Source organism: Ochrobactrum sp. SSR (assembly GCF_030067775.1).
GTDB lineage: Bacteria > Pseudomonadota > Alphaproteobacteria > Rhizobiales > Rhizobiaceae > Brucella > Brucella teleogrylli.
Genome location: NZ_CP125971.1, coordinates 215,057 through 229,180 on the forward strand (window position 1 = coordinate 215,057; position 14,124 = coordinate 229,180).

Here is a 14,124-nt window from a genome sequence, read left to right on the forward strand (position 1 = left end):
ATCATCCTTTCACGCCGCCGCTGGTGAGGCCGGAGATAAGTGCGCGTTGCATCAAAAGCCCAACAATAACCGGTGGAAGTGCTGCCAAAACACCCGCAGTCGCGATCAAGCCGTAATCGGAAACGCGCCCGCCAGCCAGATCGGCAATAGCAACTGTCAGCGTCCGCGCTCTCTGATCCGATGTGAACAAAAGCGCATAGAAAAATTCGTCCCATCCCAGCAGAAATGCGAACAGCGCCGATGTCGCAACAATCGGCAATGCAAGCGGCAGCGTGATGATACGCAATGTCTGGAACAGGCTTGCACCGTCAATCATCGCGGCCTGCTCAATCTCCTGCGGGATACCATCGAAGCCAGACTTCATCAGCCATGTGGTGAATGGTGCCAGAATGGTGAGGTAGACAAGCGCAAGACCGAATACCGAATTCAACAGCCCTAGTTTTGCAAGGAGCATGTAAAGCGGCACGGCCAAAGCCACCGGAGGCAGCATGTATGTGCCGATGACCAAAGTGAGCGACCAACCGATGCGCGAGGTCCGCGATACCGCCCAACCGGCAGGGATCGCAACAAGGATCGCCACTAAGGTGGCCATGCCCGCCACTCTCAGACTGTTATACATCGATGCCACAAAGGCAGCGCCAGCGCTATTGGGGACCGTGGACAGCAGAGTCTGATAGCGAGAAAAATCCGCTGTGGTCGGCCACCATTTCAATGGGCGAACAGACAGGTCGGCCATCGGCGATATGCTCATGACAAACAGCCAGAACAAGGGCGCGAGGATAATGACTGCCAGCGACAGCGCAGCGAGATAAACGAAGAAAGTTGCGATGGGGCTTCGACGTTCCATTATGTTGCCGCTCCAGCCGTTTTGCGCACCAGAAAACCATAGCCCAACGCCAACACCGTAACGATCAGGGTCACAATGAGCGCCAGCGATGCACCAGATCCCGCGCGCTGGAAGGAAAATGCTTCCTGATAAACGAGGATAGAAAGCGTACGTGTGGAATTGGCGGGGCCACCGCGGGTCATGATCCAGATAATGTCAAAGACCTTGAATGCCTCAATGGTGCGGAGCACAAGCGCGACCATCAATGGTCCCGCAAGATAGGGCAGAATCACAAACCGGAATCGGTTGAATGGACCCGCGCCATCGACGAGCGATGCAGCTGTTATGTCTCTTGGGACGGCTTGAAGGGCCGCCAACGCGATGAGTGCGACAAGCGGGAAGTTCTTCCAGCAATCGGCAACAATCAGCGCCGTCATTGCTGCTGACGGTTCGCCGAGCCATGACTGGTAGTCTGAAATGATGCCAAGCTGGGTCAACAGCGAATTGAGCGCACCATATTCGGGATTGTAGATGAGACGCCATAGTGTTGCGTTGACCACCGTTGGCAACGCCCATGGCAGAATAAGCAAGGCTCGCAGAACAGTGCGGCCATAAAACTGCTGGTTCAGCAACAGTGCCGCCAAAACGCCAAGGACCATTTCGGCTGACACCGAGATGAGAGAAAACCAGGTTGTGGTCCAGAAAGCACGCTGGAAATTGGAGCTGGACAGCATCTTGATGTAATTGGCAATACCAACGAAATCGCCGCCAGTGCCGACAAGCTTTGCATCGGTGAACGAAAGGCGCACCGTTTCAAACATTGGCCAGCCGATCACGCAAACCATGACGGCGAGTAACGGAAGCATCAGCAACCACGCTCGCATAGTCATCCAGTTGCCGGACATTGTTTGCACCTCAGTCTAAATGGAAGAAGGGAGCGGATGCAGGTGCACCCACCCCCATCAGGGTCTTAGAGTCCGCTGTTTTCAGCTGCGGATTTGAGGGCGTCTTCCGGCGAAGACTGTCCAAGCAAAGCTTCCTGGATGGACTGCTGCAAGGCCGTGGACATTTCCTGATATTTCGGTGTTGTCGGGCGCGGATACATCGCAGCCAGACCGAGCTTCGCTGCCGCGATCAACTCTTCCTGTCCCTTCGATACAGCCGGATCATCATAGGACGACGCCCAGATTGGCAGAGACAGTTTTGCATAATCGTTCTGGACCTTTTGCGAGGTCATAAAGACGATATATTTCCACGCATCATCAGGATGTTTGCTGGTGGTGGTGATGCCAAGCCCCATGGAACCATTGACCGCCGAAACCTCGCTCTTGCCATCGACGCCCGGCGCGGGCACGACACCCACCTTGCCAACCACTTTGCTTTCGGCAGGGTCATTGACCTTGCTATACATATAGGTCCAGTTCAGCGCGAAAGCGGCGTCACCATTCTGGAAGACCTTGCGTACGTCCTCCTCCAGAAACTCTTTCGAGTTCGGATTGCTGAGGCCGGACTTATAGCTGTCCACCATATATTTGAGGGCATCCAGTCCGCCATCCTTGTCGAAGGCGGGCTTTCCGTCTTTCAGGAAATCGCCGCCATAAGCACTCACCAGCGTGGTGTAGTCGCAAATCGCGGCCTCCGCCTGAGCCCAGCTCCACGCAATCGGCGATGCAAGCAAGCCCTTGTCCTTGATGATCTTTGCCTGATCGTGGAGTTCCGCCCAGGTCTTGGGCGGGTTCTTTATACCCGCTTTCTCAAGGATTTCCTTGTTGTAGAACAGGTACTTGGTATCCAGAATCCACGGCATGCCGTAATATTTGTCCTGATACTGAACCGTCGTCCAGGCACCCGGCAGAACGCCCTTCTTCATCTCGTCCGTAATGCGCGACGAGACATCGACAAGCACATTGTTGCTTGCATATTCGGCTGGCCAGATCACGTCGAACAGCACAACGTCATAGCCCTGCCCCGAACCCTGAGCCAGAACCGTCTTGTCATGCAACCCTTCATAGGGCACGAATTCCAGATTGACCTTCACATCCGGATTGGCTGTCTGAAAGGCCTCCGTCATCGCGCGTACATCCGCTTCGCTATAAGCGGCCTGCGCCATGAACAGGGCATTCAGGGTCGTTTCAGCAAATGCGTGCGGAACCGAGAAAGCGGATACGGCCAGCGTACCCAGCAAGACGGTGCGAATTGATTTAAGCATTGGTACCTCCCGTTAACCTGCCTCCGGCTTGTGCTAGTGCCGTGCACATTGCCTTATCGCCGTGAGATCAGAGCTGTTGTTCCACCATTATTAAATGTTCATGTTCTTTATTAAGTCAAATCCATTGACTTAAACGTGTTATAAATATCTACTGGTGTCAAGAGGGATTGAGGATGCCAAGAAAGAGCGACATTCGGGCCACGAGTGGCACCAATCATGAGGGTACAAGCGCCCATAATCGCAGGGTGATCATCGACGCCCTGCGCCAAAACAGATCGCTCTCCCGCGCCGAACTCGCCCGTGCGACAAATCTCACCAAACAGACGATCTCCAACCTGATTGAAGGTCTGGAAAGCGACGGATTGGTGAGTTCGGAAAATGCGGTCAGGCGTGGTCGCGGACAACCGGCAACGCCCTACCGGCTGGTGCCCGAGGGCGCATTCGCGCTCGGCGTTCAGATCGACCGGCATCTGACCCGGATCGTCATCGTCAATCTGACCGGCGATGAAGTCGTGCGGCGAGAGGCCAGACTGCCACCCGATAATCCGGAAGAAGGCTGCGCCATCATTCTGGAAGAAATTGCCAAAGCGCAAGCGACGCTCGCACGGAAATTCCTCGATGGACACTATCGGATGTCGGGGCTTGGGGTCGCCATGCCCGGCCCTTTCGGGACAAGGGTTCCCGAGCATGACCGATGGGTGATGAGTGCATGGCAATCTTTCCCGCTGATCGACAGGTTGACCCAAAGCACCGGCCTGACTGTAACATTGCAGAACGATGCTGCCGCCTGCGCGCGGGCAGAAAAAATGGTTGGTCTCGCAGACGGCCTCGATAATGTCGTCTGTATCTATATGGGCTACGGTGTCGGCGCCGGGCTGATACTGAACGGAGAAATCTATACGGGCAGCAAGGGCAATGCCGGTGAAATCGGCACCATGCTTATGACCAATCGTGGCGCGCAAACGCCACTGGAACACCATGCTTCTCTCTGGTCGCTCTACAAACATTTGAAAATCGACGAAGCGCAGCCCGATCTTTCTGCGGAATTGGAAGCCCTGTTGGCGCAGAACGATCCGCAACTGGAAACATGGTTGGAGCGGGCGGCGATGGAACTGAGATCCGCCATCCATACGATAGAAGCGATCTTCGACCCGCAAACAGTTATTCTGTGTGGCGGCGCGCCGAAACTTCTGGCCAACCGGCTCGTGGACCGGATCGAGCCGCTCATTTCCTCCAGCGTAGATTATCCGGTGCGGACATTGCCGCGTCTGCTGGTCGGGTTGACCGATATATGGGCCGTGGCGCGCGGAGCAGCCCTTGAGCAGATCAGCAGGCATTTCGACCCACGTTTCTCAGCACTGCTGAAGTCTGGCGTCATTGCCTGAAGCGCCAGGCGATAGCCAACACCGGCTCTTCTCATCATCCCTCAAGCCACGTCGGCAGGCCCCGCGCTACGTGGCCTGTCTTTGCGGCCTCTGCGCAGCTCGCAAGACTACCAAAACGCACCGCACGGCCAGACAAACCCGGCCCATAATGTGCGTATTTTCCGGAATTGGTCATCAGCGCTTTGGCCGTGACCGGAAAAACCGGTTCGGAAATGGAACACCAACAGAGATCCGGGATCACCTGAACGCCCGCGGCTTCCAGCCTTTGCAATGTTCCATCTTCGCGCGCCGCAGCTATAACCTGACGCCCCGCGGTGATAATGGTGGTTCTGACCGCTTTGCCGCCTCGCAAAGCGTTTGCAAAGGCGCGGCATTCCTCAAGCGAAGCGTGCGGGCTGCCGATGGCTACCAGATCCACCGCATCTGGACCATCGTTCAGTGACTTCCATCCATCCACCATGTCGTTCCTTGTGATAGAGACCGTATCGGCTGTGGGCGAAACAAAATGCGCTTCCGGTGTAACGCCTTCGACATGCAGCATGGGTGCAGCGGAAGTCGTACCGAAGGCCGCACACATGGCTTTTAAATTTTCCGGTGTCGGCTTGGCGTCCCTGAGCCCTTTCAGGAGTGGAATCCGATCCGGCGAAACCTTACCCGCGAGATAACCAATCAAGGGCCAGAAAGCGTCGTCGAACCCTTCGGGTATATCAACGTGGATGATACGCTGCGCAAATCGATGTTGATCAAGATAAACGCCCGACAGTGGTGCGCGTCCCGTCATGGCAATGCAGAGATCAAGGAAATCGGGATGCTTCGCCGTGCGGGCCCCAAGCATGGTGTTTGCATAGATGACTGCATTGCTTTCGGCCCATGCGATCATTTCCCCCATTTTCGGCGCGGTGTCCAAAAGGTAGGGCGAGCAGGTAAATGTGTTCTGACACCCCATCCGCACATAGGCATCGGCAAGCCGTGCGGCGGGCCGCCCAAAGGATGCAGGCACACCTTGCGCCTGCCAATGTTCGCGATCAACGGAAATGGCATTCATTGTCGTCGGTACGCGAACCCGCGCACCCATATCCGCCATCTTCTCGGCGAAGATCAAGTTGGCCGGGCTTGCATAGATGCAGCCGTCGATATGCGCCTGCGCGACATCGATCAGGCGTTCTGCGCCTTGGTTTTCGGCCATCGCGCAGATAATTTCCATGGCGAGCTTGGTGGCATCGCCATCTGCGCCCGTCATCATGGCTTGATCAGCTGCGGAAAGTTCGAGCCTCGTTTCCTTCGACCCCACGAGCGGCAGGGTAAAGCCGGGCGCGGTTAACTTGGTCGGCGTGATCTTGACCTCCGGCTCTTTTCGTAAGCGCTCCCAGTCCTCCGGTGGCAGGCGCAAGACGGGTAGAGGATGGTCGAACATCTTGTCGGCGATCAGCGCCCCCAGCGTCACCACATCCTCAGTCTGGGAGAAAATCAGCGCAGCCGGTGCCATGCCATTTAATGCCAAATCAAGCAGCACGCCTGAACCCGTACAGGAACCGCGCGTTGATGGCATCATCAGCACAACGCCTCTGATACTCTGCCCGTGGAGGGGATGGTGCACGTCGATGATTTTACCCGAAGCAGGATCAATCCCACCCCAAAAGCTGAGCGGTTCGGTTGTCGCCAGGATTGGCCCTTCGGCGGTTCCGGGCAGAATGCTACGGGCTGTTGCGGTCATGTTCACCTGTCCGTTGCCTGGTTTGATTTCTGAATGATCTCGGCCAATATGGCGACCGCGATTTCGGCAGGTGTCGCGGCTTTGATATCCAGCCCTATCGGGGATGAAATCCTCGCCAGATCGGTGGCATTGTGCCCGAGTTTCTTCAGGTTTTCCATGCGTTGGGCATGGGTTCGACGACTGCCCAATGCCCCAATGTAAAAGCAATCCGACTGCATTGCCAGTGATAGCGCCGGTTCGTCAATTTTGGGATCATGCGTAAGCGTGGCAACCGCAGTATACCGGTCCAGCGGGCTGTCGCGAAACGCCTCCTCCGGCCAGACTGCCTTAAGAGCGGCCTCCTGAAACCGCAACGGCGTTGCAAACGCTGTCCGCGGGTCGATGACCTCCACATCGAAACCCGTCATGATGGCCATCTGCGCAAGATGCTGGGCGATGTGGACTGCCCCCACCAGTTTCAACCGCAATGCCGGTCGATATATATTGATGAAATACCGTCGATTGTCGGCCACAAAATAGAGCGCCTTACCGGTTTGAAACGCCTGTCGAACGTGCGGTTGAAACGCACTAGAAACAACCTCAGCATCCCGCACAAGCTCAGTGCGTCTCTGGTCCAGATCGGTCAATGTCGCTACGAGCAAACGGCTGGCGCGTAGCTCATTCAGTTCCGCAAGAAGAGAGCTTTGCATCAATCGAGCTTCTCCACATAGACCCTGATCTTGCCCCCACAAGACAGCCCCACGCGCCATGCCGTTTCATCGGCAACGCCAAACTCCAGCAGCTTTGTCTTTCCGGACGCTATCGTTTCCAGCGCCTCTTCAATGACTGCACCTTCGACACACCCCCGGAAACCGAGCCTTCAAAATTGCCCAACGCGTCGACAACAAGATGACTGCCTGTGGGACGCGGCGCCGATCCCCATGTTTCAATGACGGTGGCGATCGCAACCCCTTTGCCATTCTGGCGCCAATGGAGCGCGACAGCCAACGGGTCCTTGGCAAGACCAAAACTATGTTCAGACAATTCGTCCACCGGCATTCACGACAGCCTCTCTCGTATCCACGTCAATTCTGGCAGCAGAGCCAATGGGTACATCAACGATAGGGAGTTCGCTCGCCTCAATGATATGCCTTGCCCCCACATCGCCCGACAGGACGGAAATGGCTTCGAAAAGCTGGCGCGGTATAATGACGGGATTTCCTCGCTCACCCTCGTCGGTAACGGCGCGAATGACAGCGTTTCCGTCGTGCTGGCGGAAACGATCAATCATCATGCGAATGTGCTGCGCGCTGACCGCAGGCATGTCTCCCAGATGGATCATCAGCCCGTCGCAGTCTGCCGGTGCTGCGACAAGGGCAGCTTTGATCGAACTTGCAAGCCCAAGGGCATAAGCCGGATTGTGAACGATAGAGACGTCAAGCCCCTGAAGCGAAGCGGCAATTTCGTCTGCCATATGGCCAGTGACGGCAATCACCCGGCCACGATCAGCTTCTACCGCATTTTCAACCGACCGGCGCACCAGCGGCTTGCCATCAAAAATGGCGAGAAGCTTGTTCGCCCCGCCCATGCGTGAGGATTGCCCGGCGGCCAGAACAGCAATCATGACCGCAAGATCGCGCTTTCTCTTCGCTCTACCATCGCGCGGCGCAATGCGCGCAGGACTATCGAGCAAAAGACCGCCGACGCCCATCGCTGCAATGTCCTTTGGCGTGACGCTCATCCCCGCCATCAAGCGGTCCAGAACCCAGTCAAACCCGTTCTCTTTGATGCTCCGGGCGCAGCCGGGAGCGCCGATCACCGGCTTACTGTCGATTTCGCCAAGGACCAGCAGATTGCCGGGATCCACGGGCATACCTACATAAGTAATCGTCCCACCAGCCTTGCGAATGGAACTGGGAAGAACATCGTTCTTGTCCGCAACCGCCGATGCGCCGAACACAACGACAATGTCGGAAACCGCAGCTGCATTTTGTATGGCGCACGCCATCGGCTCCGCCGCATGCGAGACCCGAAGTTCTGTCGCCACGGCTCCAAGATTCATCGTCAAACGCGCTTCAAGCGCTTGACGGGTTTTATTCAGAACACTTGTTTTCAAAGCCGGGCACGTTCCCTGAACAAGCCCGACAGTGCGTCCGCTGAAGGGTTCAACGCCGAGCATATTCTTGTCGCGACACAGCGCAAGCACCGCTGCGACGGAACTCTCCGGGACGGCATAGGGAATGATCTTAATTGTCGCAACCACCTGCCCGGCACGAACGCGGTCAAACTCGCGCAAGGTCGCCAGTGTTATCGACGGATCGATAGAATTCACCGCGTCCACAAGCTTCCGGCTGACGGTGAAGACACCGGGCTCTCTTGCAAGAAAATTCACCCGCCCGGTCGTGGCCGCAGAGCAAATAATGCCCCTTGCCGATATTGCAGATGCGATCTGGGCAGCAGCGTCGTTCTCCGTAACATCGCCGGCTTCCAGTTGGGCCGACACCACGCTGTCATGTCCCTCCTTTCGGAGAAATTCGATATCATGCGCGTCGAGAACATGCCCTTTGGGGAAACTCCTCCCACCCACAACCAGCCGATGTGCGAGAATAGCGTTCAATGCCTCGTCGAGCGGTGTTGCCCCGAAAACCATGCGCTATCCTTCCCCCAAAGCCACGCCGGATCGCCGAAGTTCTTTCCGTTATCTGGTCGCCATTTGGCTCCGCGAGAGCCCCCGCTCCCTTATATGCCGGAGCTTCATCATTTGTCACGATGCGCTCTGAGCGTTTATGCGGTTTCAGATATGTCTATTCATCGTCGGGCAATCCTTGCTGGAGTTCGGCAAATTTACCAGCCATTGTCGGATTACCGCGGGTAAGCCGCTTGACCGTCAGGTCCTCAGCCTTATCGTTTGCCAGTCTTAGATTGTTGGCCGACTTGTGAAGCGCTTCTTTTGTTTTCTCGAGATCCTTGATCGCTTCATCTATGCGTTTGACTGCTTCCTCAAAACCGTCAGAAGCCAAACGCCAATTGCGCCCGAATGCAGCTTTGAAGTCGTCGAGCTGGCTTTCGAAATTTGTGATGTCGACATTTTGCGCCTTCACCAGTGCCAGTTCGGACTTGTATTTGAGCGAGTTTATCGCTGCATTGCGCAGCAACGTGATGATTGGGATGAAGAACTGTGGCCGGACGACGTACATTTTCGGATAACGATGGGATACATCGATGATCCCTGTGTTGTAGAGCTCACTTTCAGGTTCGAGCAGCGAGACCAGAACCGCATATTCGCAACCTTTCGCACACCGGTCCTTGTCGAGCTCTTTGAGAAAATCTTCGTTCTTTTTCTTGGTCGCGGTCTCGTCGTTCTCATTCTTCATCTCAAACATGATCGAAACGATTTCGGTGCCCGCATCGTCCATATCGCGGAAGATAAAGTCGCCCTTGCTACCGCTGCTCGCGTCATTATCCTTCTCAAAATATGCGCGTGGGAAAGCAGTCGCACGAATACGGTCGAACTCGGTTGCACAGTGCTGTTCCAGCGTCTCGCCGATCATTTTTGTCGATAGTTTCGCTTTCATATCCCGCAGACGCTCGATTGCCTCGTCGCGATCCCTGAGCTGCGTTTCGTATTTGTCTTTGAGCGCTGTCTCGGCAAGTTGCTTTTCAAGTGCCACCCGGGCAAGCCCGTTCTTCAGTTCATCGCGCTCCTTCTCAATCGCGCTGACAGCTTCGGTGACGGCAAGTTTTTGAGAAATCTGGCTGGCATCGAGTCGGGCTTTCAGATCCTGAATCTCTTCATTCTTGGTGGAAGCCGCTTTCTGCAGTTCAGAAAGAAGCTTTGCCTTGGCCAGTTTAGACGTGGCTTCGTTGTCACGCCTGACGCTTTCAAGCTCGTGCGAAAGAGCATCACGTTCTTTCTCGATGGCCCCCAGAGCCTCGGCTACGGCAAGCTTCTTCGCGACTTCCCCGGATTCAAGCCTTGTCTTCAGTTCCTGGATTTCAGAATCCTTGGCTGCGGCGGCTTTCTGCAGTTCATTGGCAACCTTGGCCTGTGCAAGCTCGACAGCATTCCGCTTGTCCTGCTCTGCTAACTCCAGGCGCTCGTGCAATTGCTTCTCGAAATCACTGTCTCGAACCTGCTTTAGAATATCTGCATATCCAGCTTCATCAATCTTGAATGCCTTGTTGCAATGCGGGCAGATGATTTCGTGCATGATAATTTCCGTTAGCCTTGGCAAGAAGTTCCGGCAGAAACTCCAGCTGCCATTGATCCGCGTCTTGTGAACGATCGCTGCACTTTTAGCAAATCTGCAATCAATTCAATCAATTCTGATTAAAAAATAACCAAATATAAAATTGATTAATAAATAGACCGAAAGCTATTGCCAATGTAACGGCGCTACGGCATCAATGCAGCATGAAGCAGCCGGACCTGACCATTCTCATTATCGATGAGAACGCCATTCGCTCCTCGATCATTGAGGAAGGATTGCGCGAGGCAGGCCACGGCAAAGTCGTGGTGATCAACAAGATGCACGGCATAGCGCGTATGATTGAAACGCTAAATCCCGATGTGATTGTGATCGACATAGAAAACCCCAATCGCGACATGATGGAGCATCTGTTTCAGCTGACCCGCACCGTAAGCCGCCCGATCGCCATGTTTGTCGACCGCTCTGACACAGCCTCTATCGAGGCTGCAGTGGAGGCAGGCGTTTCCGCCTATATTGTGGACGGACTGAAGAAAGAACGCGTGAAGCCCATTCTCGATATGGCCGTCAGCCGGTTCAACGCATTCAGCCGTCTGCAACGCGAACTTGCGGATGCAAAGTCGGCACTGGAGGAGCGCAAGGTGGTGGAGCGCGCCAAAGGCATTCTCATGAAAATGCGCGGCCTGTCCGAAGAAGACGCTTTTGCCCTGCTGCGACAGACTGCGATGAATGAAAAGAAGAAAATGTCCGACATTGCGCAAAGTATCGTGACCGCAGCCGGACTGCTGATGAAATAGCTTTAGATTTCAGAACCGGGGCAAATATTCCGGGAGTATGCAAGTGAACATGCCGACCAGATTGACCAAGACCGGAAGTGGGCTTGCCGCGCCAGCAGGCATAGCAGGCAAGGAAATCAGGACGCTGCGCGCCGGGTTTATTCCTCTGGTGGACGCTTCCGTGCTGATTGCAGCGGCAGAGTTTGGTTTTGCTCGAGCGGAAGGCTTGAACCTTGATCTCGTCAAGGATGTCTCATGGGCGAATGTCCGTGACAGGCTCGCTTTCCGGCAATTCGACATTGCACACATGCTTTCGCCCATGCCCGTGGCATCCATGCTGGGACTTGGCTCCAATCCATCGCCGACGATAACTCCGTTCTCGCTAGGGCGCGGCGGCAACGCCATCACCCTGTCAGTGCGCCTTTATGAACGGATGCGCGCAATTGCCGATCTGCCGGAAGCCGCAGATGCGCTGGAAAATGCGCGGGCGCTCGCGTCCGTCGTGCGCGACATGAAATCACGCGGCGAACCACTCCTGACGCTGGCAATGACCTATCCTTTCTCGTCGCATAATTACGAGTTTCGCTACTGGCTGGCGGCAGGCGGCATTGATCCTGACCGCGATGTAAAACTGGTCGTCGTGCCGCCGCCATTGACCTCAGACGCTCTGGCGTCAGGTGCTATCGACGGTTTCTGCGTCGGAGCGCCATGGAACATGGTGGCCTCAGAACGGGGCGCCGGGCGCATTGTCGCTGCCAAACAGGATATCTGGCCAAGCGCGCCTGAAAAAGTCATCGGCATGCGCCCGGAATGGGCTGAGACCCACCCCGCGACCGTTGCTCGTTTGATCGTCGCCCTCGATAAGGCCGCACGCTGGTGCGACAGCATCGAAAACCATGATGCGTTGGCCGAGACTCTGGCAGACGAGCGCTATCTCGGCGTGCCGCAGCATATCATTCGCAACGTACTTGCCGGGACATTCAATCTCGATGCTCGCGGGAACCAGCGCGTCATCGAACATTATTTCGACTTCCATGCCGGTCTTGCCAATTGCCCCCGCCCCAACGATGCGATGTGGATTTATAGCCAGATGGTGCGCTGGGGACAGGTAGCGGCATCGCGGACGGCACAGCAAAAAGTGGCCCAGTCCTACCGGCCAGATCTTTACTGTGCGGCTCTCGGGATCGCCCTTTCACCCTTCATACCAGGCACGGTAGAGGGGACACATGCGGATGATCGTTTCATGGACGGCAGGGTTTTCGATCCGTCTGATATCGATGCCTATGTGCGCGGTTTCGATGTGCGTCGCGAGACATTCGCCGATCCGCACGCAGCAGAAGATTAACCCGCAATGCCCAAATTGATTGCACGCCGGGCCGCATATCTTGTCATGATCGCCTAAATTACAGTCAGATCTATATTGACGCCTAGCCACGGCTGTCTATTTTTTCACCCCTTTAAACTTCGTATTTTCAACTACTTGCAAATATTTTAAAAGTCTGGCACGTTCCTTGCGTGTTAGATTTATGCACCGGTCAACGGCGACCGGAGCAACAAGCGAGCCACATACCGCTCCTGTCACGACACCGACGTCGCAAGGAATTGCACCACGAACGCAAGGTTCGAGGATGCGATCTCCAGGCGGCGTTTTTTTGTGCCCAGATTTGAGACGGCGGAGCGAACAGTCACCAAGGCCAGCATAGGGGAAGCCAGCTGATGACAATGCATGAGAAGGCAGAAACCACGACCGGGATTTCCCGGCGCAACATTTTGAAAGCCAGCGCCACAGCGGCGCTCTTCACCGCCATCCGTTCGGCCTTTCCCGGCGGCGCTTTCGCGGCTGCCAGCGGGCCGGAAGTCAGCGGCGCGAAGCTTGGTTTCATCGCGCTGACCGATGCAGCCCCGCTGATCGTGGCCAAGGAAAAAGGTCTGTTCGACAAGCACGGCCTGCCGGACGTCGAGGTTGCCAAGCAGGCGTCATGGGGCGCCACGCGTGACAATCTTGTGCTGGGCGGAGCATCGAACGGCATTGATGGCGCGCACATTCTCTCCCCGCTCCCCTATCTGATCCATGCTGGCAAGGTGACGCAAAACAACCAGCCGGTGCCGATGGCCCTGCTGGCGCGGCTGAACTACGACAGTCAGGCCATTTCGGTTGCTAAGGAATATGCCGGCACCGGTGTTCAGCTCGATTCATCGAAGCTGAAGGCCGCCTTCGAAAAGAAGAAAGCTGAGGGCAAGGAGGTGAAGGCCGCAATGACCTTCCCCGGCGGCACGCATGATCTGTGGATTCGCTATTGGCTCGCCGCTGGCGGTATCGATCCCGACAAGGACGTTTCCACCATCGTGGTGCCGCCACCGCAAATGGTCGCCAATATGAAGGTCGGCAATATGGACCTGTTCTGCGTCGGCGAGCCTTGGAACGAGCAACTCGTCAATCAGGGCATCGGCTTCACAGCCGCGACGACGGGCGAAATCTGGAAGCAACACCCGGAAAAAGCGCTTGGCATGCGCGCGGACTGGATTGAGAAAAATCCGAATGCCGCCAAGGCACTGCTCATGGCTGTGATGGAAGCGCAGCAGTGGTGCGAAAGCATGGATAACAAGGCCGAAATGGCTGAGATACTCGGCAAGCGCCAGTGGTTCAACGTACCGCCGAAAGACGTGCTGGGCCGCCTGAAGGGCGATATTAATTACGGCAATGGCCGTGTTGCGCAAGGCACCGATTTGCAAATGAAATTTTGGGCGAATGGGGCGTCATATCCTTTCAAGAGTCATGACACTTGGTTCATTGCCGAGAATATTCGCTGGGGCAAGTTCGCGCCGGACACCGATATCAAGGCGTTGGTCGATCAGGTGAACCGTGAAGATATCTGGCGCGAAGCCGCCAAGGATTTAGGCGTTGCGGCAGCCGATATTCCGGCTTCGACCTCGCGCGGCAAGGAAACATTCTTCGACGGCAAGTTCTTCGATCCTGAAAACCCTTCCGCCTATCTCGACAGTCTCGCGATCAAGGTTGCGTCCTGA

Annotated in this window: 11 protein-coding genes and 1 pseudogene; 4 read left to right on the forward strand and 8 right to left on the reverse strand. The window is 55.9% G+C overall.

Annotated features, from left to right (window positions below; translation table 11 throughout):
• Position 1: 1 nt before the first annotated feature.
• From QLQ11_RS18475 to QLQ11_RS18485, 3 genes are all read right to left on the reverse strand, one after another.
• Entirely contained in the window at positions 2-847 is an 846-nt protein-coding gene (locus tag QLQ11_RS18475) for a carbohydrate ABC transporter permease (RefSeq protein ID WP_371836048.1), read from the reverse strand.
• Positions 847-1,731, reverse strand: a complete 885-nt coding sequence (locus QLQ11_RS18480; RefSeq protein ID WP_283735248.1) for a carbohydrate ABC transporter permease — start codon at positions 1,729-1,731, stop codon at positions 847-849. Before QLQ11_RS18480 ends, QLQ11_RS18475 begins: the two co-directional genes overlap by 1 nt.
• Before the next feature lie 65 nt (positions 1,732-1,796).
• The gene (locus tag QLQ11_RS18485) at positions 1,797-3,035 is read right to left on the reverse strand and encodes an extracellular solute-binding protein (RefSeq protein ID WP_283735247.1); all 1,239 of its coding nucleotides are present in this window, start codon (positions 3,033-3,035) and stop codon (positions 1,797-1,799) included.
• A 173-nt stretch (positions 3,036-3,208) separates the two neighbouring features.
• Here QLQ11_RS18485 and QLQ11_RS18490 point away from each other — a divergent pair, with 173 nt between their 5' ends.
• Positions 3,209-4,420: an ROK family protein gene (locus QLQ11_RS18490; RefSeq protein ID WP_371836049.1), complete on the forward strand. Its 1,212-nt coding sequence runs from the start codon at positions 3,209-3,211 to the stop codon at positions 4,418-4,420.
• Positions 4,421-4,454: 34 nt separating this feature from the next.
• Here the strand turns inward: QLQ11_RS18490 and QLQ11_RS18495 are convergent, their stop codons facing one another.
• The 5 genes and pseudogenes from QLQ11_RS18495 to QLQ11_RS18515 form a co-directional block, all read right to left on the reverse strand.
• Complete coding sequence (locus tag QLQ11_RS18495) at positions 4,455-6,134, reverse strand: aconitase family protein (protein ID WP_283735245.1); 1,680 nt, start codon at positions 6,132-6,134, stop codon at positions 4,455-4,457.
• 2 nt (positions 6,135-6,136) lie between these two features.
• Positions 6,137-6,883, reverse strand: a complete 747-nt coding sequence (locus QLQ11_RS18500) for an XdhC family protein (RefSeq protein WP_283735244.1) — start codon at positions 6,881-6,883, stop codon at positions 6,137-6,139.
• Positions 6,823-7,172: pseudogene (locus tag QLQ11_RS18505) on the reverse strand (XdhC family protein). Before QLQ11_RS18505 ends, QLQ11_RS18500 begins: the two are co-directional and overlap by 61 nt.
• On the reverse strand, positions 7,150-8,763 hold the full coding sequence (locus tag QLQ11_RS18510) for a molybdopterin-binding/glycosyltransferase family 2 protein (RefSeq protein ID WP_283735243.1): 1,614 nt from the start codon (positions 8,761-8,763) through the stop codon (positions 7,150-7,152). The pseudogene QLQ11_RS18505 and the gene QLQ11_RS18510 overlap by 23 nt, the downstream one beginning before the upstream one ends.
• Before the next feature lie 154 nt (positions 8,764-8,917).
• On the reverse strand, positions 8,918-10,324 hold the full coding sequence (locus QLQ11_RS18515) for a DUF2130 domain-containing protein (RefSeq protein WP_121537757.1): 1,407 nt from the start codon (positions 10,322-10,324) through the stop codon (positions 8,918-8,920).
• A gap of 203 nt (positions 10,325-10,527) precedes the next feature.
• On the opposite strand from QLQ11_RS18515, the gene QLQ11_RS18520 reads away from it, so the two are divergent.
• From QLQ11_RS18520 to QLQ11_RS18530, 3 genes are all read left to right on the forward strand, one after another.
• On the forward strand, positions 10,528-11,118 hold the full coding sequence (locus QLQ11_RS18520) for an ANTAR domain-containing response regulator (protein ID WP_121537755.1): 591 nt from the start codon (positions 10,528-10,530) through the stop codon (positions 11,116-11,118).
• 49 nt (positions 11,119-11,167) lie between these two features.
• Positions 11,168-12,442, forward strand: coding sequence for a CmpA/NrtA family ABC transporter substrate-binding protein (locus QLQ11_RS18525; RefSeq protein WP_371836082.1), 1,275 nt, complete (start codon positions 11,168-11,170; stop codon positions 12,440-12,442).
• A 371-nt stretch (positions 12,443-12,813) separates the two neighbouring features.
• Complete coding sequence (locus tag QLQ11_RS18530; protein ID WP_283735241.1) at positions 12,814-14,124, forward strand: CmpA/NrtA family ABC transporter substrate-binding protein; 1,311 nt, start codon at positions 12,814-12,816, stop codon at positions 14,122-14,124.

Bases quoted from the DNA above. Each gene is read 5' to 3' on its own strand.
- QLQ11_RS18475 (WP_371836048.1), bottom strand. From the start codon at position 847: ATGGAACGTCGAAGCCCCATCGCAACTTTCTTCGTTTATCTCGCTGCG.
- QLQ11_RS18490 (WP_371836049.1), top strand. From the start codon at position 3,209: ATGCCAAGAAAGAGCGACATTCGGGCCACGAGTGGCACCAATCATGAG.
- QLQ11_RS18495 (WP_283735245.1), bottom strand. From the start codon at position 6,134: ATGACCGCAACAGCCCGTAGCATTCTGCCCGGAACCGCCGAAGGGCCA.
- QLQ11_RS18515 (WP_121537757.1), bottom strand. From the start codon at position 10,324: ATGCACGAAATCATCTGCCCGCATTGCAACAAGGCATTCAAGATTGAT.
- QLQ11_RS18530 (WP_283735241.1), top strand. From the start codon at position 12,814: ATGACAATGCATGAGAAGGCAGAAACCACGACCGGGATTTCCCGGCGC.
- QLQ11_RS18500 (WP_283735244.1), bottom strand. From the start codon at position 6,883: ATGGCGCGTGGGGCTGTCTTGTGGGGGCAAGATCAGGGTCTATGTGGA.
- QLQ11_RS18510 (WP_283735243.1), bottom strand. From the start codon at position 8,763: ATGGTTTTCGGGGCAACACCGCTCGACGAGGCATTGAACGCTATTCTC.
- QLQ11_RS18480 (WP_283735248.1), bottom strand. From the start codon at position 1,731: ATGTCCGGCAACTGGATGACTATGCGAGCGTGGTTGCTGATGCTTCCG.
- QLQ11_RS18525 (WP_371836082.1), top strand. From the start codon at position 11,168: ATGCCGACCAGATTGACCAAGACCGGAAGTGGGCTTGCCGCGCCAGCA.
- QLQ11_RS18485 (WP_283735247.1), bottom strand. From the start codon at position 3,035: ATGCTTAAATCAATTCGCACCGTCTTGCTGGGTACGCTGGCCGTATCC.
- QLQ11_RS18520 (WP_121537755.1), top strand. From the start codon at position 10,528: ATGAAGCAGCCGGACCTGACCATTCTCATTATCGATGAGAACGCCATT.